Genomic DNA, 20792 nt, shown 5'->3' on the forward strand with positions numbered 1-20792 from the left:
CGAAGGCATGCTGATTGGCATGGCGCGGGGCAAGTCCGCCGAAGACGCCGCCGCCGATACAGAGACCGCGACAGGGTTTCCCCTGCTTGGGGCCACCGTGATCGGGATCATGGCGTTTTCGGGCATTGGGCTATCGCCAGATGCCACCGGAGAATTTCTGTTCTCGCTTTTCGCGGTCATCGCGATTTCGCTGCTGATGAGCTGGATCCTCGCCGTAACTGTCACACCCTATCTCGGGAAGCTCCTTCTGAAGGCACCGAAAGACACCTCCAAGGATCCCTATGGCGGCTTCATCTATTCGGCCTATCGCGGTTTCCTCTGGATGGCGCTGCGCGCTCGCGTGCTCGTCGTCCTGACGATCGTCGGAATCACTGTCTGGTCGGTCATGGCCTTCGGCCAGGTCAAGCAGGCTTTTTTTCCGGCGTCGAACACCCCGATATTCTACGTCGAATTCCAGATGCCGCAAGGCACGGACATTCGAGTCTCGAATAAAGAAATGGCCCGGCTCGAGGAGATCATCTTAGGCGAGGGGATCGTGACGGACGTGACGACGCTTGTGGGGCGAGGGGCCAGCCGCTTCATGCTGACCTACAACCCTGAGCAGGCCGATGCGAGCTACGGTCAGCTGATCGTGCGTGCGACCGATGCCACACTCATCCCCGATGTTGCGGAGCGTCTCAATCGCGAACTGCCGACGCAATTCCCCAATGCTCTTATCCGCGTCGAGGAGATCGTCTTCGGTCCGCCTTCCGGGGCCGATGTCGCCGTGCGGTTCTCCGGACCCGATCCGGTGGTGCTCCGGCAGCTATCGGATGACGCGCTTGCGATCTTCGACGAGGCCGGCACGATCACAAACCCGCGCACAGACTGGCGGCAGCGCGAAATTCTCGTCGAACCCATCGTCGACGATGCTCGCATGCGGTTGGCCGGTGCGACTCGCGGATCGATTTCCGACACCGTGCAATACGGCACCTCGGGCCTGCGGGTGGGCACCCTGCGCGAAGGCGATGCCGAAGTCCCGATGTATCTGCGGCTTCCCGAGGTCGAGCGGGACGGGCTGGATCGTTTGCGCGATCTCTCCGTCTGGTCGCCGGGTGCAAATGATTACGTGCCGATGGCCAACCTCGTCTCCGGCTTTGAGCCCCGCCTCGTCGAGGCCCTTATCCACCGCCGCGACCGTGAGCGTACGATAACGGTCCTCGGCGATGCAGGCGGCGACCTGACAGCAGATGAGGCCTTTCGCAGTGTCCGCTCTGATATCGAAGCCATTCGGCTTCCCGAAGGCTACACGATGGAATGGGGTGGCGAGTTCGAAAGCGCGGGAGAAGCGCAGGCAAGTCTCGGCAAACAGCTTCCCTTGGGCTTTCTGGTAATGCTGACAATTTCGATCCTGATGTTCAACAAAGTGCGCCAGCCACTGATCCTGTGGCTCGTGGTTCCGATGTCGGTCACGGGGATGGTTCTCGGTCTGCTGTTCACTGGGCTACCGTTCACGTTCACGGCGCTTCTCGGCTTCTTGTCCCTTTCCGGGATGCTGATGAAGAATGCCATTGTGCTGGTGGAAGAAATCGATCAGCAACGCGCCGAAGGTGTCGAGGACTATCAGGCGGTGATCGATGGCTCGGTCAGCCGTTTGAGGCCCGTCGTGCTGGCTGCGGGCACAACAATTTTCGGTATGATTCCGCTCTTACCAGACGCCTTCTTCGCATCGATGGCCGTGACGATCATGGGTGGCCTCGCGTTCGCCTCGATCCTGACGCTGGTCGCGGTTCCGGTATTTTATGCACTGTTCTTCCGGATCAAGCCGCCCAAAAAAGAAAACGCTCCTTCAGGTTCCCCAGCGACAGCCTGAACGCAGATGCAGTTACAAGCGCGTCTCTGAGCGCCCTCGACCCGTCTTAAGGACGGTGTAGGCATATTCCGCCGCCTCGAGCGCGCCTTCGAGAAAACCGCCGAATGTCGGAGCCACTTCGGAGCCGCCAAACACGAGCGTTTCGTCCCACAGGCCTGAAAGAACGCTCGGCAAGCCGTAATTCGGGTGAGCATGAAGGGGCTTTCGGTCATGGTAGGTCGCTGTGTACGGATCGAAAGCCCAGTCCTTGACGTGAAGACGCTTTGGGTTTTTTGCTTCTGGGCCAAAGAGACGGACCAATTGCATTCGCACCTGCTCGTGCAGGGCTTCGGTGTCGCGCCTGATGTCGGGCGGAATACCGATGAAGCCGAAGATGGCATAGGGACCACCCGCAGCCGGGCTTGCGTCGTGACATTCAACCATCGGGCCAATCCTGCTTGTTGCATCACCGGACAGGCCATTATCGCGCCAAAAAGGACGGTCATACACAGCAATGGCTTTGGCCTGTCCTGCCATCCAAGTCGGAATACCCTCCATTGCAGTCAAAGCGCCCGAGGGCAGCGCGGGCGCATAGGAAAACTGCGCAGCAACGCGCGGTGGCAGGGCCAGAACAGCCTTTTTCGCTACAATTTCCGTTCCCGCAACCGTTTGGGCGGCGACGCCATCGCTCGTTTTACGCAGCGCATTGATTGGTGTGGCGGAGATGCGCCTGTCTACAGGAATTTTTTGCAGAAGCTTGTTGATAACGGCCGCAAGACCGCCCTGTAACCGCCATGAGCCTTGCATCGACGCAAAACCGCGTCCCCGCTGCACATGCCCACGTTCGTCTTCATACAAAAGTTCACCTTGACAAAACTGCTCAAACCGTTTGAGCCCAAGGTGCGCGACCAGCGCCGAAATACGTGGTTGCCCGGGCCAGAACCACGAGGGGCCAAGATCAAAGGTGCCCTCTTGGTACTGCTCGCTCAGAATACGTCCGCCCCATCTTTCGCGGGCTTCGACAAGCAGAAAATCCCGCCCTTCGGCAGATAGCCGCGCTGCGAGCGACAGACCTGAAAGCCCACCACCTATGATAAGTGTTTGCGTTTGCAACGATCAAATTTTCCTGTGCGACGTGGTTCGACCCGTTTTCGTCAAACTTGCGGTGCCTTGGCGTATGGTAGATGCCCTGTTTTCATCCACAGCCTTGCACCCTCAGCCCCAGCTGTGGCTGTCAAAGCGGTGCCATCGGGCAGACGCAACCAAGCGTGTTGTTTCAGGGCGTCTCCATTCACCGTTGCGGTCCCGCTGATGACCAATAACTCGGTGCCGCCTGTTGCATCCGATGTCATGGTTGCGCCGCCCTCTAAACTGGAGAACGTCACCGTCTCGCGCGTATCGCGATGTAGGATAGCGGTTGCCACACCATTTTCGGGCGCCCCAAGCTCCGCCTCCATATCCTTGTGAAACTGGGTGCGGTCATCCATGTCAAACTGCCAGAGTTTGACGAAAATCGTGCAGCCCGCTTCCGATCCCGGCTTATGAGACGTCGTTGGAGGATTTCGCACATAGGTGCCTGCCGGATAGTCACCATGTTCATCCTGAAAGACGCCATCAAGCACGATGAATTCCTCACCACCGCCGTGGGTGTGCGCGGAAAACTGGCTGCCGGGCGCATAGCGCACGATTGTTGTGGCCCTGGCAACCTCGTCCCCGATCCGGTCGAGCATCCTTCTGTCCACACCTTTCATGGGCGAGGCTTGCCATTCAAGGCCATCGGTGTCCACAACGACCTTCTGCGAAAAATCGGCGTTCAGTTCCATCTGTTTCAGTCCTTTCCACACCCCTCAAGGGGTGGTATGTCGTTCAGGTTTTGTCTCGGGCACGATCGGGTGAGAATTTCGATAAAAGGTGAAAGCTCTACGCCCATGCTCTCAGTCTGGCAGGCCGTCTTGCACGTTGGGAGGCGCTTGAGGCAAGTTGAGTCGACTCGGCTTGGCTTTTTCTACCGCCGATCGGATGCGTGAAATCAGAGCAATCGCTTGCTTGGCATCATTGTCCGAGATGCCGAGATCTGCAAAATTCTCCGCCACAACCTCATCGGCTGCTTTCAGGACTTGAATGCCATAATCCGTCAGGCGCAAAACAATACGGCGTTCGTCTTCAGCGTCGCGCACCCGTTCAATCACGCCATAGGCCGCCATTTTTTTGGCAAGAGGCGAGATCGTGTTCGGCTCAACGCCGACATGCTGCGATAGCTCGGACAGGGACATTTGCGATTTCGTGGCCAGCGCCTTCAGAACAATGTACTTCGCATAGGTCAGACCGCTTTCTGCGAACGCCGCCTGATAATAACGGCCAAACGCATGGTGCAGAGTGTACACTTGAAAGCAGGCCAGATCATTGAGGTTGGATTTCTTTCCCATGCCCGCTAGGTAGCTTCATTGGTTACAATTGCAAAGCCGCGAGGCTCCACTTGCGACCATAAACCTCGGGTACGATTTATTCTAGCACGAAAGGACCCACTGTGACCCATATCAACCGACGCAACCTGCTCAAAGGTGCTGCCACATTGCCTGCAACCGCCGCTCTCGCAGGGGTAGCAAGCCCGGCACTGGCCGCTGGGCATAGCGCAACAGAAGGGGCGGCGCTCTATTCTGCACCGCTCGGGCAATACCGCATCACCGCCCTGCTCGACGGGGTCGCACCTTTGGGGCGCGGCTTCTTCTTCGGAGGCGACGAAATAGACACTGTCATGGAGCAGGTTGGCATCGGACCAGACGCCTTGCCCGCGCCTGTTTCGGCTTTCCTTCTGCAGTCAGACGACCGCACGATCCTGATTGATGCCGGTATGGGCGAGCAAGAATTGCTCGGGCCCGGTTTTGGCGGGGTGACCCCTGGCCTTGCCGCAGCTGGCGTCGCGCCCGAAGACATTGATCTCGTTATCCTGACGCACGCGCACCCCGACCACCTTGGCGGCTTGATCCGTGGAGATGAAGCTGTGTTCAAGAACGCCGAACTGGCGATTGGCGAAGTCGAGGCCGGTTTCTGGACCGACGAGGCGATGATGGCGCAAGCCCCCGCAGAGGCGAAAGGCCTTTTCCAACTGGCCCAGACTGTGTTGAATGCCTATGGCACAAACGTGACCCGCATTGCTGACGGTAGTGAAGCGGCTCCAGGTTTGTCGATGATACTGTCGCCGGGCCATACGCCCGGTCATTCCATTGTGCGGATTGACGGTGGCGATCGCCAGTTGCTGATGATTGCCGATACGCTGCACTCGGCAGACGTGCATACAGCGCTGCCAGATATCGGGTTTGGTTTCGACTCTGATCCCGCGCAAGCAGCGGTCTCGCGCCGCCGTATCTTTGACATGGTGTCGGCCGACAAGATGCTCGTCGCAGGGAGTCACATCCACTTCCCCGGTTTTGGCCGTATACTGCGGGACGGCGACGCGTATCGCTATGTCCCAGCGACCTGGATGTAACAGTGCACAATTCAAGAGAGCGTCGAAAGGCGCTCTCTTATCTGGGTCTGGGGCTAAGCGATATGATTTGCAAAGCACAGACTATTTAGGTCATTTACTTCGTGTACGAATTATTCGGTTGCTAGATAAGTTTAACAGTCTATCTTGCAGTTCACGGAAGCGATGATCAATTTTTGGGGGATACATGAACACGATTTTTGTACGCGTTCGACAAATTCCGAACGATGACTTGTGGTGCGAATGGTTGTTTTCGCTCGGGTTGGAGAGTGTTACCGGCACGCGTGCAACCCAGCACCGGGTCGCGTGATGAAGAAAGCCCAAAGCCATGACCCGTACGACATGCTTGGCTTGGATAGACAGTTGTGCTTTCCCCTTTATGCCGCATCAAACCTTTTGGGGCGTGTGTATCGACCGCTTCTTGAGCCTTTGGGTCTGACCTATTCGCAGTATTTGGTCATGTTGATCCTGTGGGAGGAGGGGCCCATTCATGTAGGAGCCCTTGCTCAACGCCTGCATATTGATAGCGCTACGATGACGCCGATCCTGAAGCGCATGCAAGATCAAGGATTGCTGACGCGAAACCGCGACCGTTCCGACCAACGCCACGTCATCGTGCGGCTGACATCTCGGGGCCAGTCTCTGAAAGACCAAGCGAAAGAAATTCCACAAGCCTTGTCAGACCAGATTGGCGACCGCCTTGGTCATGATGTGGTCGAGGGCCTCCGTACCAGTGTTCGCAAACTTGTGGCTCTGCTGTCCGAGGATCTCAACACGCCTATTGGCGTTGCTTTACCAATACCAACCCCTCTCAAATAAAACTATCGAGGATACCATGACAGAAACAACTCTCTACGGTTTTGACGGTTCAACATATGTGCGCACCGTCCGCTGTGTATTGGCAAACAAGGGCGTGCCCTACGATCAGGTGCCCGTGAACGTCTTGCAAGGCGAGCCGCGTCAGGCCGAACACCTTGAGCGCCACCCCTTTGGCAAAGTGCCGGTATTGGACATTGACGGAATGCGTTTGCGCGAAACAGATGCCATTGTGCGCTATCTTGAAGCGCGCGACCCTGAGCCACCGATGCTTCCCACTGATGCAAGAGCACGTGCAAAATCTGATGAAAACGTGGCACTTTATCACAATTACGGTGGCAGTGCGATTACGGGGTTTGTGGCCTATCACTTGTTCCCTGATATGGTCGGTGGGAAGAACGAGGAACTGCGCCACTCCGGCCTCGAAAACGGCACGAAGTTTGCCAAACTGGCGATGGAAAACAAAGGCGACGCGCCATTCCTTGCAGGCGACGCACCTGGCTATGCCGACTATCTTCTGGGGCCCATCGTATTTTATGCGACACTGACAGATGATGGCGCCGCGCTTCTGGCCGTTGATGGCATGCAAGACTGGTGGGACAGGTTGAGCGCGGATGACGTCTTTGCCTCCACTGCTCCAAACCTTAGCTGAGGAAAAGGAGAATCAAGCGATGATCAAACTTAATTTGAACGGTGAGCCGCGCGAGATAGCGGCAAGTGCTGATACACCTTTGTTGTGGGCTTTGCGCGATGAACTGGGCTTGACCGGCACCAAATTCGGCTGCGGTGTTGCGTCATGCGGCGCATGTACAGTGAACGTGGATGGGGCGCTTGTGCGCTCTTGCCAGACCTTCGTGGGCGACATTGACGGTGCTACCGTGACGACGATCGAGGGTGCGCAAGATGCGACCACCGAGGCTGTCCGTGCGGCGTGGGTCGAGCTTGAAGTGCCCCAGTGCGGCTATTGCCAATCAGGTCAAATCTTGTCGGCGGCGGCGTTGTTGCGGGACACGCCCGAACCAACCGACGAAGACATCGACGCGGCGATGGATGGAAACCTTTGCCGGTGTGCCACCTACGCACGGATACGCAAAGCGATCCATCGCGCGTCCGAAATTGTGGAGGGTTAACATGATGAACAGGATTATCTCACAGGCCGTGTCCACTAGGGGTACGACGCGCCGGGGCTTTCTCAAAATGAGCGCAGGCGCGGCGGGTGGTCTCATTCTGGGTGGTGCGCTTTTGCCGACCGCAGCAACAGCACAGGCTGGCCCAGACAGTCTGGCCACACCTTTTGTCCACATTCGTCCTGACAACACTGTTGTCGTAATTGTCAAACACCTCGATAAGGGGCAGGGGACCGCTACAGGTTTGGCTACGTTGATTGCAGACGAACTTGATGCGGATGCAGCACAGGTCACAACACAATTTGCGCCCGCCAATACCGGTCTTTATGCTAATACCCTTTTGGGTGTGCAGGGCACTGGTGGGTCAACCGCGATGCCCAACTCCTGGCAGCAATACCGTGAAGCCGGTGCAACGGCACGAGCAATGCTTGTCGCGGCGGCAGCCAAGACCTGGGGCGTTGATCCTGCCAGCATTACCGTATCAAACGGTGAGATCACTGACGGCGCGAACAAAGCCACGCTGGGCGATATGGCCGCCACTGCGGCGAAGCAGAGCGTGCCGGACAGCGTGACACTGAAATCGCCCGATCAATGGGTCTATATCGGCAAATCCTTTCCGCGAGTGGATGTGGCGCGCAAGACCCAAGGATCCACTGGCATGTTCGGGATGGACGTGTCGATGGACGGGCTGATGTACGCTGTCAGCCTGCGCAGCCCACGTTTTGGTGGCACGTTGGCCGGACTGGATGACGCTGAGGCGCGGGCAATGCCCGGCGTGATCGACGTGATCCGCCTGCCGGATCGGGCGGCGGTGATCGCCGAGTCAACCTGGCAGGCAATACAGGCGCGCGACGCTCTTTCCGCTGAATGGGATTTCTCACAGGCCGAAAACCGTGGCACGGAAGAACTGCGTGCAGAATACACAGCATTGCTTGATCAAGATGGCATCGTCTTCGAAAACGTCGCAGTCTCACAGGCCGAAGAGGTGAAAGTGATCGAAGCCGATTACTTCTTCCCCTATCTCGCGCATACGTCGATGGAGCCGATCGATGTGACCGTTCTGTTCGACGGCGCTGAGGCGACATTCTGGACCGGATCGCAGATACAGACCCTGGACCAGAACATCGGGGCTCAGGTGCTTGGCATTGATCCGGGTTCGGTCAAAATCGAGACCCTTTGGGGCGGCGGTTCTTTTGGGCGTCGTGCGATCTACGACAGTCACTATGTGGCTGAGGCGGCGATGATTGCGCAAGCTTGGCTTCAAACGCACGGGCAAGCGCGCCCGATCAAGCTGGTCTGGACCCGCGAGGACGATGTGCGCGGCGGATATTACCGCCCGATGCACATGCACCGTGTGCGTGCTGGCCTTGATGCAGACGGTAATATCACGTCGTTGAAACAGCGCGTGGTGGGGCAGGGTATCGCTATCGGAACTGCGTTCGAACAGTTTATGGTGAGCGGCGGCGTTGATGCGTCTTCTGTTGAAGGCCTTGGTCAACACTCGGCATACACCATACCGGGTTGGTCGGTTGATGTTCATCATCCGCGCGTTGGTGTTCCCGTGCTCTGGTGGCGCTCGGTCGGACATACCCACACTGCCTACGTGGTCGAGACGATCATGGATGAGTTGGCGGAGGCGGCGGATGTGGATCCGGTGGAATTCCGCCTGCGCTACGTCAGCGATCCGCGGGCGCGTGGCGTGCTCGAACTGGCAGCGGCCAAGGCCGGTGCGATACCGGACGGACTGACGCGAGGCATCGCTGTACACAAAAGCTTTGGTTCCTATGTCGCCGAGATTGCGGATGTTCGCATTCGCGAGAACGGCACAGTTAAAGTCGAACATGTGACCTGTGGTGTCGATTGCGGTGTACCCATCAATCCTTCGAACATCGAGGCGCAGATCGAAGGGGGGCTGGGTTACGGCCTTTCGGCGATCCTGCGCGAGGAGATCACGATTACGAAGGGGGAGGTAAACCAGTCGAATTTCTATGACTATCTACCTCTTCGGATTGCCGACATGCCAACGGTCGACGTTCACATTGTTCAATCAACCGAGGCGCCGACCGGAATCGGTGAACCCGGCACGCCGCCAATCGGTCCCGCCGTCGCAAATGCTGTCCGCCGGGCTACTGGTCAGAAAGTTCGAGATTTGCCGTTTTCGAACCACGGGCTCGCCTAACCAAAGTCAGTACCGTTGGCGCGCGCTACCCTGTGGTGTCTGACGTCAGCGCGAATGGAGCAGTTGATAAGAGAGGGTTTCTGTCTCATCTCCACTCCTTGGTGGTTACGATGTGCCAGGAATCCTCCGTTGCTCAAACCCTTAAATCTGTCCGATCATTGCTGACGTCTGACACCTGATTCATGCAATCGCCAAGTCGGCGGCCGGCGCGAGCGGAGCCTCGGCTATCCACATCAACATTGTCGGGCTCAACCCGGTGGTGAAGTTTGGGACCGATAAACAGCGCGCGTGTATGCTTGGCCCTCTGATCGCAGTCGATGAAAAGGCCTGTTTCGCCGTAACCAAACCGACGGCCGGGTTAGACACCACAAAGCTGAAGACCATGGCGGTGTGGCAGGGGGACAGATATGTCGTGCACGGACAAGAAGTGTCATGGTCACGTAATTCGTGAGACTCGCGAATGATTTTCTCGTTTGATGGGGAGTGGGCAAAACTTGGGGGTGTCTGTGTATGCTGGTAGTTCATTGAGAGGGGAACTGCGATGGACGTGCGAATTACTATTGAGACAACCTTTGAGAACGGAATTACAAAGAGGCATCATCTCGGCCGTTTGTCGCGCCCGTCTCGACGCTCGCAGCCTGAGGGGTTCGGGTTGTTGCTCGAAGATGCGAAGACCATCCTCGGGCGATTGCAGAAAGCGATCCTGCTCGACCAGATCGAGGAGATTTCCCAAGTCAGCAGGATCTGTCCCGACTGCGAGGAGGTCCGGGCCGTACATGATTATCGGTCTCGGGTGCTCGACACGCTCTTCGGCAGGTTCGAGGTCAAGGTGCCGCGCATTCGCCGCTGTGCCTGCAATGCAAAATCCGATGTTGTGTTGGGCGGACCGCTTTCGCCTCTCGCGCACTTTTTTCCGGATCGATCGACCCCGGAACTGCTACGCCTTCAAGCCGAACTTGGGGCGCGTCATTCCTTCCGGGAAGCGGCGCGTATCCTGGAAACCTTTTTGCCTTGCGCGAAGCAGGTGCACACATCGGTGCGCAATCGACTGGGTAGAGTTGCCCGGGAGATCTGCGACAGCGAGCAGAACGAGCCGCTTGTTCCTCCATCCGCCGAAGCGGCGCCTGCGCTGACGGTTTTCCTGGACGGTGCGCATATCCGATGCAGGCCGAAATACCAGAAGCGACACCTCGATGTTGTGGTAGGCAAGATCGAAAGCCACGATAGGTGCCGTCGCTTCGGCTTGGTGCAACAGGCGGTCCTGTCACCTGCTCGTCAGCTTCGCCAGGACTAGAGGGCTCTCGGGTGGGATCAGGAACAAGCCGTCACGGTAATTTCGGACGGGGAACCAGCCCTGCCAAACCTCGTCCGCAATGCCGTCGGTGGGAAGGTCCGCCACATACTCGACTGGTGGCATATCTCGATGCGCATTCAGCATGTCGAGAACGCCGTAAAGGGCCTGCTGCAAAGCAGGAGTTTCTCCGGCATTCCAGTGCTGTTCAAACGTCCGGCCGAAACGCTGCGATGGTACCTTTGGCATGGAAAAGTTCTTACGGCCACGACCAGTCTGCAATGGTTGATGGTCGATTGCGCGCGGCTGGTTACAGAAGACCGCGTGGAAACTGAAGCGGCTCGGCGAGTGCAAGCTCGGTGCCGAGACCTCTATTCCTACCTTGCGAACAACATGGACAGCCTGACCGACTATGGTCGGCGGTACCGCACGGGTCTTCCGATTTCTTCATCCCGGGCTGAGGGCTGCGTGGACGACATCGGCAACACCCGCATGGGAAAGCGACGCCGCATGAGATGGTCACCCAAGGGAGCCCACCGCGTGGCTGTTGTCCGCGCCGCCGTTCTCGACGGTCGGCTTACCGGTGCATACCGCAGGGCTGCAGCCTGACCCCCAAGTTTTGCCCACTCCCCTGCGGCTGGCAGCACGCTAGGCGCACTCCCACTCCATGGTCTAGGCCTTCAAGGCATGGACCGAGGCCCAACTGCTACGCATTCCCGGCAAGGGCGATCTCGCGAAGGCCTTCCGCTATGGTCGCAGCTGCTGGCCGTCATTCGAGCTCTTCCTTGGAGATGCCCGCGTCGGCATCGACGACAACACCGCCGAGCGCGTCATGCGCCCGATCAGCATCGGGCGAAAAAACTGGCTTTTTGCAGGCTCCGACAGCGGTGGCGAAACGCTGTCCCGGGCGATGTCCCTTGTCGAGACAGCCAAGATGAACGGCCACGATCCGCAAGCCTGGCTGGCCGAAATCCTCGACCGCATCCACAATCACATGACCAACCCGCTCAACGAACTGCTTTCATGGAACTGGACGCCGATGAACTGATCCGCGGTAACAACCGGGCGGTTACGTTTTTGGGGAAGTGATTACCTTTGAATCTTGAGGTCCGACTTCGCCTTTGCTAGGAATCGAACAACCATTAGAAAATTAGCAAAGTCGAAAGTGCAGATGTCTGGACCCCTTGATCAACTGAAGATTATAGAACTTGGTCACGTAATTGCCGGACCACTTGCGGCAGCTTTACTCTCGGATTTTGGTGCAGATGTCATCAAGATCGAAGCCCCCAACCGGACGGATATGATGCGCGACCTTGGACCCAAGGCAGAGGATGGGGTGGGCGTCTGGTGGAAGACTTTGGGCCGTAACAAGAAAACACTAGGCCTGGACTGGAAGTCCGACGAGGGCCGGGACATCCTGCGAAAGTTGGTCGAAGATGCCGACGTGCTGATCGAAAATTTCCGACCGGGTGTGCTGGAACGTGCCGGTGTTGGGCCAGACGTCTTGCACGATTGGAACCCGGACTTGGTTGTCTTGCGGGTTTCAGGTTACGGACAGGACGGTCCGATGCGCGACGTGCCAGCGTTTGGGCGTGCTGCAGAGGCCATGAGTGGATTAGCGCATCTGACCGGTTTTCCCGACGGGCCGCCGATGCACCCCGGCTTTCCGGCGGCCGACAGCACGACAGGGCTGATGGGCGCTTTGGGAATCATGATCGCGCTATTTGCTCGCGAAAAGGGCATTGCACGCGGTCAGGTCGTCGATCTTGCGGTGTTCGAGGCGTTGCTTCGGTTGATGGACTATCCCGTTCCCGCATTGACTGGCGCTAACCTCTCGCCGCGACGCAATGGGCTGCGCCAGCCGATGGACTTTGCTCCGGGGGGGATGTTCCGAACGTCCGATGGGGTGTGGCTGACCGTTTCGGCAGGTAGCGCGGAAACCGCGCAGCGCCTGTTGCGGGCGGTCGGAGGCGATGCCCTCGCCGATGACCCGCGGTTCGCGACATTGGGCGAGATGTCGCGGCACATGACGGTGGTCTTTGACGCGATCAATGATTTCGTCACGCAGCACACGGCTAAGGAAGTGGAAGCGGTATTCGCCCGCCATGATGCGGTTGCCTCGCGTGTGTTGAGCGTCGAAGAGATCATGACGAACGAGCAGATACGCCATCGTGGGGACATCGTGTCGGTCGACGGCAAACAGACCAAGGTCATCGGCCCGATCCCGCATCTAAGCGCCACACCTGGCGAAGTTCGCTGGCTGGGACGACCGCTTGGCGCGGACAGCCGAAGTATTCTGCGTGATCTTGGCTTTGACGATGATCGGATCATTGCCCTTTGTGAGGCAGGGCTCGTTAGTCTGGAAGAGAAGGGGACACCGTGACATTTCGAATGACGGACGATCAGAAGGAAATTCGCGACCAAATTCTGCGGATTTGTGCAAGGTTCGACGGCGACTACTGGCTGGACCGGGATCGTAACGGTGGTTTTCCCCATGATCTGCACAGGGCAATGGCCGATGGCGGCTGGCTGGGTATCGCCATGCCAGAAGCGGTCGGCGGCGCGGGCCTGGGGATCACCGAAGCGACCATCATGATGCAGGCAATTGCCGAGTCGGGGGCTGGCGCAAGCGGCGCCTCGGCCATCCACATGAACATTTTCGGGCTCAACCCGGTGGTGAAGTTCGGGACCGATGAGCAGCGCGCGCGCATGCTTGGCCCGCTGATCGCAGGCGACGAAAAGGCCTGTTTCGCCGTGACCGAACCGACGACCGGGTTGGACACCACAAAGCTGAAGACCATGGCGGTGCGGCGGGGGGACAGATATGTCGTGCGCGGACAAAAAGTTTGGATTTCTACCGCGCAGGTGGCAGACAAGATGTTGCTTCTGGCCAGAACAACGCGGCTTGAGGATGTGAGCAGCCCGACCGAAGGGCTGAGCCTGTTCTATACAGATCTCGACCGAAATTTCGTTGACGTGCGAGAGATCGAAAAGATGGGTCGAAAGGCTGTCGATTCGAACGAAGTCTTCATCGATGGGTTGCCGATACCGGCTGAGGACCTGATCGGGGAGGAGGGCAAAGGCTTTAGACAAATTTTGCACGGGTTGAATCCCGAACGCATCCTGGTGGCCGGTGAATGCATCGGTATTGCGCGCAACGCGCTGGCGCGCGCGGCGCATTATGCAAACGAACGTGTGATTTTTGACCGCCCGATCGGCCAAAATCAGGGTGTTCAGCATCCGCTGGCCCGGGCATGGGCGCGGGTGGAATCTGCCAATCTCATGGTGATGCACGCCGCCGCCCTTTACGATGCGGGAGAGCCCTGCGGCGTCGAGGCGAACGCCGCCAAACTTTTGGCCGCCGACGCCGCGGTTGAGGCGACCGAAGCCGCACAAATTACATTTGGCGGATTCGGATACGCCAAGGAATATCACGTGGAGCGACTGGTACGGGAAGCTCTGCTGTTCCGCATCGTACCGGTGACACCGCAGATGCTTTTGTCGTTCATAGCAGAAAAAGCCCTTGGGCTTCCAAAGTCTTACTGATCAGAGATAACAGGCGGGGCTGGTGGGCAAAGGTGTCTTGACCGATTTTCTAACACACGTTAGATTAATGGCAGATACCCCTAGTGGGGAATGGGAGGAGGCGTCATGAATAAGACGCAGTTCGGGTCTTCGATGGAGGACCTGTCGGACCGTGCAACCGTTTACGCGAGCGATTTATTCAGCGGTAAAACCGTTGTGGTGACCGGCGCTGGAGGCGGATTGGGGCTGGCAATTGCGACTCTGTTCGCGAGGCTTGGCGCCAATCTGGCGATCAATGGACGCAACGAGGAAAAGCTGGCCTCGGCCAAGGAGTTCCTTGAAGGCCTGGGCGCCAAGGTCTTGGCGATGCCCATGACCATCCGTGACCCCGAACAGGTCGAGGATTTTGTCGCCAAGACGAACCAGGAGTTCGGGGCGATTGACGTATTGGTGAACAATGCTGGGGGTCAGTTTCCGCAAGCAGCGTTGGAGTTTAGTCCAAAGGGCTGGAATGCGGTCATAGACACCAACCTCAACGGCACCTGGTGGATGATGCAATCCACGGCGCGCCACTGGGTTGCCAACAAGCAATCGGGCTCCATCGTCAACATCGTGGCCGATATCTGGCGCGGCATGCCCGGCATCGCGCACACCTGTGCGGCCCGGGCAGGGGTAGTTTACCTGTCCAAGTCGGTTGCGGTGGAGTGGGCCCCGCACGGTATCCGAGTGAACTGCGTGGCGCCGGGTTGCTGCGAAAGCAACGGTTTCGGGAACTACCCTCCGGAGGGTTCTGCGACCTTTCAGGACTCCAACCCGATGCGGCACGCCGGGGACGAATGGGATGTCGCTGAAGGGGTTGTCTATATGGCGGCGAATTCAGGGAAATTCGTAACCGGTGAAGTTCTGAACATCGACGGTGGGCAGCAATTGTGGGGGGATCCATGGCCAACGGGGCGGCCGGACTACTTCCGGATTACCTGATGTTGGCCGTGAACCTTAGGGGGACAATGATATCTAGATGACGACAAGGGTTAAAACAGCAATCGGAGCCGATGATGGGGCGATACTGGAGTGCAGCGGGGTCGAACGACGGTTCGGCGGCATCGTCGCTGTCACCGGTGTTGACCTCGTTATTCGACAAGGGGAAATCTTTGGACTTGTCGGTCCGAATGGCAGCGGCAAGACAACGCTAACAAACGCAATTACCGGATTTTACCCGCCAAACGAGGGCAGGGTCCGGCTGGCAGGAAACGACATTACGGGTACGGCGCCTCACAAGGTTGCCAAGCTCGGCGTTGCCAGAACGTTCCAAAATCTTGCCCTGTTCAACGGGATGAGCGTTCTGGACAACATCCTGCTCGGGCGGCACATCCACATGAGCCCAGGCGTTTTGCGTACGGCGCTATATTGGTGGGCAGCACAGCGTGAAGAAATCGAGAACCGTAAAATCGTCGAGGAGGTGATCGAGTTTCTACAGCTCGAGAGCATTCGGCATGAGTTGGTCGATGGTCTTCCGATCGGGTTGAAAAAGCGGGTCGAGCTGGCGCGGGCATTGGTGGCCGAGCCACAGATGCTGATTCTCGATGAACCGATGGCCGGCATGAACCAGGAAGAGAAAGGGTATATGTCCCGTTTCATTCTGGATGCCCGTGCCGAACGCGGCGTCAGCGTTCTGCTGATCGAACACCATATGGATGTCATCACCGGCATTTGTGATCGGATGCTGGCACTGAATTACGGTGAAATGATCGCCAGTGGCATCCCCAAGGAGGTTGTGAAGGACCCGCGGGTCATCGAGGCATATATCGGAGGGTCGCATGACTGATTTGACGAAGAACCGGTCTTCAGGCGGCGAAACGATTGGTGCACTTCTGGCGAAGAACGCGTCGCTCCACGGAAAGGATATCGCCCGTCGCGAAAAAGAGCGTGGGATATGGAAAGAAACCACCTGGGCGGAATACGCCCAAGAGGTGGTGGCCTGTGCGGCTGGGCTTGAAAAAATCGGCGTGAAGCCTGGCAAAGCAGTGCTTGTTCTGGGCGATAACCGTGCGCGGCTCTATGGCGGCATGCTGGCTGTTTCGTTGCTTGGTGCCTACGCCATGCCCGCTTATCCGGGCGCAACTCTTGAGGAATTAAGGCACTTTCTTGGCGAAGTCGAGATCGTCGCGGCCATTGCGGAAGATCAGGAACAGGTTGACAAGATCCTGGAACTGAAGGACGCGGGCGCCGAGGGCATCGACCACATCATTTATGATGAAGCGCGCGGTCTTGGCTTCTACGAGGTTGAAGGGTTGTTGTCCTGGGATCACCTGATCGAAGTTGGTCAGCACGATCTGAACGAAACCCCGGGCCTGCGTGAGGAACTGCTTAGTCGTGCGAAGCCGGAAGATCCGGCCATTTTTCTGCACTCCTCCGGAACGACGGGCGCGCCGAAGGGCATCGTACTGAGTCAGAAGAACGTTCTTGCTGCTGCTCGGAATGGACATGCGGCGGGTGCCTTCGACGAAAATGAGGAGATCCTCGCGTACTTGCCGATGGCCTGGGTGGGAGACTACGCCATAACCGTTGCCGCGGCACTCCTTTGGCGTTTCACCGTGAATGTGCCTGAGCGCCAGGAAACGGTCGTGCGCGACATGCGCGAGATCGCTCCGACCTTCTATCTGGCGGCTCCGAGAAGCTGGGACCAGATGCTGACGACAATCCAGGTGGGTATCGAAAATTCGACCCCTTTAAAGAAACGGCTGTACCATTTTTTCATGGATCGGGCCATCGCGGCGGAAACGCGCAAGCTGAATGGCAAAAGCGGCGGTGTTCTTGAGCCTTTGGGCCGACTTTTGGGCGAGGCAATCATTTTCGGTCCGATCAAGGACCAGTTCGGAATGAGCCGACTCAAGAACGCGTTCACCGGCGGTGAAGCAATCGGCGAAGACACCTTTGTTTTCTACCGAGCCTTGGGAATCAAATTGCGCCAACTCTACGGCCAAACCGAAAACAGCGCGATCAATGCAATTCAGTCTCCGGGTGAAGTGCGCCTTCATACGGTTGGCAAACCCGCGCCCGGCGTCGAGGTGACCATCGCCGAGGACGGGGAGATCTTGGTACGCTCGGACAGCGTATTCGAAGGGTACTTCAACAAACCCGAAGCGACCGCCGAAGCCCTTGAGGGCGGGTGGCTGCATACAGGTGATGCCGGGTATTTGGAGGAAGATGGACACCTGGTTGTTCTGGGGCGCGTCTCCGAGGTCATGCATACGGCCGGAGGCGAGCGTTATGTGCCAAACTATATCGAGAACCGGTTGAAATTCAGCCCGTATATCAAGGATGCTGCCGTAATCGGCGCCGGGCTTGACGAATTGACGGCCATGGTCTGCGTGGATTTCGAGGCCGTGGGGCACTGGGCAGAGGTCAACGGCGTGCCCTATGTGTCTTATGCCGATCTTTCTCAGCGTGAAGAGGTCGCGACGTTGCTTCGCGAGGCCTTCCAACGGGTCAACAAGGCCGTCACCGAACCGTTACGCCTGCAACGCTTTGTCAGTCTGCCGAAAGAATTCGACCCGGACGATGGTGAAATCACGCGAACCCGAAAACTGCGGCGGAAAGTCGTTCAAGAACGCTATGCCGACGTGATCGCAGCGCTCTACGACGGTTCAAAAGAGGTCCATGTAAGCGCGCAGGTGACTTACGAGACCGGAGAAGTAGGGAAGGTCGAAAGAAGCCTTCCTATCAGGGAGGTATAAATGGACTGGGTCTTTCTATCAGAGCTTGCGATCAACGGAGCCTTGACGGGTCTGCTGTACTCGCTATTCGCCATCGGCCTTGTGCTGATTTACAAGGCATCTTCGGTGCCCAATCTGGCGCAGGGCGGGTTGACCATGGTAGGGGCCTATGTGGTCCTGGCGCTGGCACGCGACGTGGGTTTACCCTTGTGGCTGGCCATCCCTCTGGCTGCGGTTGTCATGTTCGGCCTTGGGTTCGGCATTGAGCGTGTTGCTCTGCGCCGTCTCGCAGGTCGGCCGGTTGTCATGATCTTGATGCTGACACTCGGCCTCGACATTTTCCTGCGGGGTACAACGCTTGCGATTTGGGGCGGGACGTCACGTTCGATGGAATTGGGCGTCAGCTATGATCCACTGTTTTTGGACGATATCTTCATCAGCCGCATCCATCTGGTTGGTGCCGGTGTTGCGCTCGCCTTGTTTGTCGCATTCATGCTGTTTTTCCGAACCCGGACCGGGATCAAGTTGCGGGCGATCGCGGATGATTACATGGCTTCGTGGTCGGTAGGTATCTCGGTTGAACGCGGAGTTGGCCTGTCCTGGGCGCTGGCATCCGTTGTTGCCGTCGCTGCGGGCGTTATCTGGGGCGAGATTCAGGGTGTCGATCAGGCGCTGTCGCTGTTGCTTCTCAAAGGTCTGACAGTTGCCGTTCTCGGTGGTCTCGACAGTATCCTTGGCGCCGTGATCGCAGGCATCATCCTGGGCGTCGTCGAAAACGTTGGCGCTGATTTCCTCGATCCGCTTGTCGGAGGCGGAAGCCGTGAGCTTATCGTCGCTGCCGTGCTCATTCTTACCGTCATGATCCGTCCGCACGGGCTGTTCGGTCGTCACGACATCGAAAGGGTGTAAGGCATGTTTTACAGACTTTCTGGCGTCCATCACGCCAACTACGTTTCGGACAGCCGAATCTTCAAGGTGCCTGCTGACCGGAATCTGACAGCATTCATCTTCTTGATTGGCCTTGCCGCGCCATTCATCATCCCGTCGCTTTATCTGAACAGCTACATGCTTCCTTGGCTGATCTGGACGGCCGCCGCGCTTGGATTGAATCTGGTGACAGGTTGGGCAGGCCAACTTCACTTGGGTTATGCTGCAGTCATGGCCGTTGGAGCGTATTCGTCGATCCATGCCGCGCGTTTCGGGGTGCCGTGGGAATTCGCCCTTATCATCGGCGGATTGACGTCATCCGTGATCGGCAGCCTGTTCGCTTTTGCCGCTTTGCGGGTCAAGGGCCTCTATCTCGCTCTCACTACTCTCGCTATGCAATTCGTGATGGACTGGGTTCTGACCCACTCTCCGGCGATCTCGGGGGGCTCACACGCGTCGCTCCAGTCACCGACATTGGCGCTGCTCGGGCAAGAGATTACCACTGATACTGGCTTCTACTATGTCGCCTTCGGCTGGTGTGTGTTGGTGACGATCTTCATGCTTAATCTCAAGCGGACTGGACTCGGTCGCGCCTTGGTCGCTGTCCGGGAAAAAGACTTTGCGGCCGCGATCCTGGGTGTGAACAGTTTCTACTACAAAATCCTCGCATTCGCGACTTCTTCGTTCATCGCAGGCGTCAGCGGTGCGTTGCTTGTTGCCACCTTTTTCTTTCTCGCCGCACCCGAGCAATTCTCGGTTGCCGTTTCGATCCAGGTTCTTGCGATGGTGATTGTTGGCGGCCTTGGCAGCATTATCGGTTCCTATTTCGGTGTTGCCCTGATCCTTCTTGTTCCGGGTATCGTGAACGGTCTCGTCGTCACGTTGAGTGACGGGCTTGGCATGCAGATCGATGTTGAAACACTCGCTCACATCCCGAACGCAGTCTATGGCGCACTGATCGTCATTATCCTTCTGATCGAACCACTCGGTTTGGGAAAACTCTACGGCAACATCAGAGACTATCTGATGGTCTGGCCCTTCGATCAGTTCAAGAAATAGGGGAATGCCGATGCAAGAAAAAGTTGAAGCCCAGAACATTCTATCCATGAACAGCGTCGAAGTACTGTACGACAATGTAATACTGGCGATCAAAGGTGTTTCGGTCCAAGTCCCAAAGGGCGAGATGATCGCACTCTTGGGATCGAACGGAGCGGGAAAAAGCACCACGTTGAAAGCGATCAGCGGTCTTTTGAAGGCTGAGCGCGGACGCATCAGCCGAGGTGAGATAACGTTCCAGGGAGTGGACATTACCGAAGCGCTCGCGCAAGAACGCGTCGAGATGGGCATCTGTCATGTCATCGAAGGGCGGCGGGTCTTCGAACATCTGACCCCCGACGAGAACCTGACCGCCGCCGCGCCGCGCGGAATGTCCCGATCAACGCTGAATGCGGAAAAGGACAAGATCTACGGATATTTTCCGCGGCTTGCCGAACGCAAAAGTTCGCAAGCAGGCTATTTGTCGGGTGGTGAGCAACAGATGCTTGCCATTGGGCGGGCCCTCGTGACCCAGCCGAAGCTGTTGATGCTTGATGAACCAAGTCTCGGGCTTGCTCCGTTCCTGGTCGAGGAGATCTTCGGCATCTTGCAAAAGATCAATAAGGATGAGGGCCTGTCCGTCCTGCTGGTGGAACAGAACGCCCTGGCGGCTCTGGAAATCGTTTCGCAAGGGTACCTTATCGAGAACGGCCGCGTTGTTATGCACGGCACCGCCGAGGCGCTCAAATCTAACTCCGACATTCAGGAGTTCTATCTAGGCGGCGGAGAGACCGACTTTCACAACGTCAAGCACTACAGCCGACGCAAACGTTGGTTGAGTTGAGGTACTAATCAGAAGTT

17 protein-coding genes and 2 pseudogenes are annotated in these 20792 nt (G+C 57.7%); 16 read left to right on the forward strand and 3 right to left on the reverse strand.

What is annotated here, in order from left to right; all coding sequences use genetic code 11:
• The coding region (locus tag N4A58_RS02435) for an efflux RND transporter permease subunit (RefSeq protein WP_293707465.1) at positions 1–1852 on the forward strand (1852 nt) is incomplete at its 5' end.
• A 12-nt stretch (positions 1853–1864) separates the two neighbouring features.
• On the opposite strand, the gene N4A58_RS02440 is transcribed toward N4A58_RS02435, so the two are convergent.
• The 3 genes from N4A58_RS02440 to N4A58_RS02450 form a co-directional block, all read right to left on the reverse strand.
• Positions 1865–2944, reverse strand: coding sequence for an NAD(P)/FAD-dependent oxidoreductase (locus tag N4A58_RS02440; protein WP_293707466.1), 1080 nt, complete (start codon positions 2942–2944; stop codon positions 1865–1867).
• A 41-nt stretch (positions 2945–2985) separates the two neighbouring features.
• Entirely contained in the window at positions 2986–3654 is a 669-nt protein-coding gene (locus N4A58_RS02445; RefSeq protein ID WP_293707467.1) for a cupin domain-containing protein, read from the reverse strand.
• 111 nt (positions 3655–3765) lie between these two features.
• A complete protein-coding gene (locus tag N4A58_RS02450; RefSeq protein WP_293707468.1) occupies positions 3766–4257 on the reverse strand; it encodes a MarR family transcriptional regulator in 492 nt (163 codons plus the stop codon).
• Positions 4258–4358: 101 nt separating this feature from the next.
• Between N4A58_RS02450 and N4A58_RS02455 the strand changes: the two genes are divergently transcribed.
• The 15 genes and pseudogenes from N4A58_RS02455 (at position 4359) to N4A58_RS02525 (ending at position 20775) form a co-directional block, all read left to right on the forward strand.
• Complete coding sequence (locus tag N4A58_RS02455; RefSeq protein WP_293707469.1) at positions 4359–5318, forward strand: MBL fold metallo-hydrolase; 960 nt, start codon at positions 4359–4361, stop codon at positions 5316–5318.
• 306 nt (positions 5319–5624) lie between these two features.
• Positions 5625–6134 carry a MarR family winged helix-turn-helix transcriptional regulator gene (locus N4A58_RS02460; RefSeq protein ID WP_293707470.1) on the forward strand — a complete coding sequence of 170 codons (510 nt, stop codon included), beginning with the start codon at positions 5625–5627 and terminating at the stop codon, positions 6132–6134.
• On the forward strand, positions 6097–6783 hold the full coding sequence (locus N4A58_RS02465) for a glutathione S-transferase family protein (RefSeq protein WP_293707471.1): 687 nt from the start codon (positions 6097–6099) through the stop codon (positions 6781–6783). Before N4A58_RS02460 ends, N4A58_RS02465 begins: the two co-directional genes overlap by 38 nt.
• Positions 6784–6802: 19 nt before the next feature.
• Positions 6803–7261, forward strand: a complete 459-nt coding sequence (locus N4A58_RS02470; protein WP_293707472.1) for a (2Fe-2S)-binding protein — start codon at positions 6803–6805, stop codon at positions 7259–7261.
• A 67-nt stretch (positions 7262–7328) separates the two neighbouring features.
• Positions 7329–9437, forward strand: coding sequence for a xanthine dehydrogenase family protein molybdopterin-binding subunit (locus tag N4A58_RS02475; RefSeq protein WP_293707473.1), 2109 nt, complete (start codon positions 7329–7331; stop codon positions 9435–9437).
• Positions 9438–9978: 541 nt separating this feature from the next.
• Positions 9979–11337: pseudogene (locus tag N4A58_RS02480) on the forward strand (ISKra4 family transposase).
• 22 nt (positions 11338–11359) lie between these two features.
• A pseudogene (locus tag N4A58_RS02485) lies at positions 11360–11776 on the forward strand (transposase); the annotation flags it as partial.
• 123 nt (positions 11777–11899) lie between these two features.
• Positions 11900–13111, forward strand: coding sequence for a CoA transferase (locus N4A58_RS02490; protein WP_293707475.1), 1212 nt, complete (start codon positions 11900–11902; stop codon positions 13109–13111).
• An 8-nt stretch (positions 13112–13119) separates the two neighbouring features.
• Complete coding sequence (locus N4A58_RS02495; RefSeq protein WP_293707476.1) at positions 13120–14274, forward strand: acyl-CoA dehydrogenase family protein; 1155 nt, start codon at positions 13120–13122, stop codon at positions 14272–14274.
• Between the two features lie 105 nt (positions 14275–14379).
• Positions 14380–15234: an SDR family oxidoreductase gene (locus tag N4A58_RS02500; RefSeq protein ID WP_293707478.1), complete on the forward strand. Its 855-nt coding sequence runs from the start codon at positions 14380–14382 to the stop codon at positions 15232–15234.
• A 37-nt stretch (positions 15235–15271) separates the two neighbouring features.
• Complete coding sequence (locus N4A58_RS02505) at positions 15272–16078, forward strand: ABC transporter ATP-binding protein (RefSeq protein WP_293707479.1); 807 nt, start codon at positions 15272–15274, stop codon at positions 16076–16078.
• On the forward strand, positions 16071–17990 hold the full coding sequence (locus N4A58_RS02510; RefSeq protein ID WP_293707482.1) for a long-chain fatty acid--CoA ligase: 1920 nt from the start codon (positions 16071–16073) through the stop codon (positions 17988–17990). Before N4A58_RS02505 ends, N4A58_RS02510 begins: the two co-directional genes overlap by 8 nt.
• Positions 17991–18878, forward strand: coding sequence for a branched-chain amino acid ABC transporter permease (locus N4A58_RS02515; protein ID WP_209259032.1), 888 nt, complete (start codon positions 17991–17993; stop codon positions 18876–18878).
• 3 nt (positions 18879–18881) lie between these two features.
• On the forward strand, positions 18882–19955 hold the full coding sequence (locus N4A58_RS02520) for a branched-chain amino acid ABC transporter permease (protein WP_028095207.1): 1074 nt from the start codon (positions 18882–18884) through the stop codon (positions 19953–19955).
• A gap of 10 nt (positions 19956–19965) precedes the next feature.
• Positions 19966–20775, forward strand: coding sequence for an ABC transporter ATP-binding protein (locus N4A58_RS02525; protein ID WP_050685932.1), 810 nt, complete (start codon positions 19966–19968; stop codon positions 20773–20775).
• Positions 20776–20792: the final 17 nt, after the last annotated feature.

Origin of the sequence: Donghicola sp., from assembly GCF_025210255.1 — a bacterium.
GTDB lineage: Bacteria > Pseudomonadota > Alphaproteobacteria > Rhodobacterales > Rhodobacteraceae > Donghicola > Donghicola eburneus.

Bases quoted from the DNA above. Each gene is read 5' to 3' on its own strand.
- N4A58_RS02460 (WP_293707470.1), top strand. From the start codon at position 5,625: ATGAAGAAAGCCCAAAGCCATGACCCGTACGACATGCTTGGCTTGGAT.
- N4A58_RS02510 (WP_293707482.1), top strand. From the start codon at position 16,071: ATGACTGATTTGACGAAGAACCGGTCTTCAGGCGGCGAAACGATTGGT.
- N4A58_RS02470 (WP_293707472.1), top strand. From the start codon at position 6,803: ATGATCAAACTTAATTTGAACGGTGAGCCGCGCGAGATAGCGGCAAGT.
- N4A58_RS02495 (WP_293707476.1), top strand. From the start codon at position 13,120: ATGACGGACGATCAGAAGGAAATTCGCGACCAAATTCTGCGGATTTGT.
- N4A58_RS02515 (WP_209259032.1), top strand. From the start codon at position 17,991: ATGGACTGGGTCTTTCTATCAGAGCTTGCGATCAACGGAGCCTTGACG.
- N4A58_RS02525 (WP_050685932.1), top strand. From the start codon at position 19,966: ATGCAAGAAAAAGTTGAAGCCCAGAACATTCTATCCATGAACAGCGTC.
- N4A58_RS02505 (WP_293707479.1), top strand. From the start codon at position 15,272: ATGACGACAAGGGTTAAAACAGCAATCGGAGCCGATGATGGGGCGATA.
- N4A58_RS02445 (WP_293707467.1), bottom strand. From the start codon at position 3,654: ATGGAACTGAACGCCGATTTTTCGCAGAAGGTCGTTGTGGACACCGAT.
- N4A58_RS02475 (WP_293707473.1), top strand. From the start codon at position 7,329: ATGAGCGCAGGCGCGGCGGGTGGTCTCATTCTGGGTGGTGCGCTTTTG.
- N4A58_RS02490 (WP_293707475.1), top strand. From the start codon at position 11,900: ATGTCTGGACCCCTTGATCAACTGAAGATTATAGAACTTGGTCACGTA.
- N4A58_RS02450 (WP_293707468.1), bottom strand. From the start codon at position 4,257: ATGGGAAAGAAATCCAACCTCAATGATCTGGCCTGCTTTCAAGTGTAC.
- N4A58_RS02500 (WP_293707478.1), top strand. From the start codon at position 14,380: ATGAATAAGACGCAGTTCGGGTCTTCGATGGAGGACCTGTCGGACCGT.
- N4A58_RS02520 (WP_028095207.1), top strand. From the start codon at position 18,882: ATGTTTTACAGACTTTCTGGCGTCCATCACGCCAACTACGTTTCGGAC.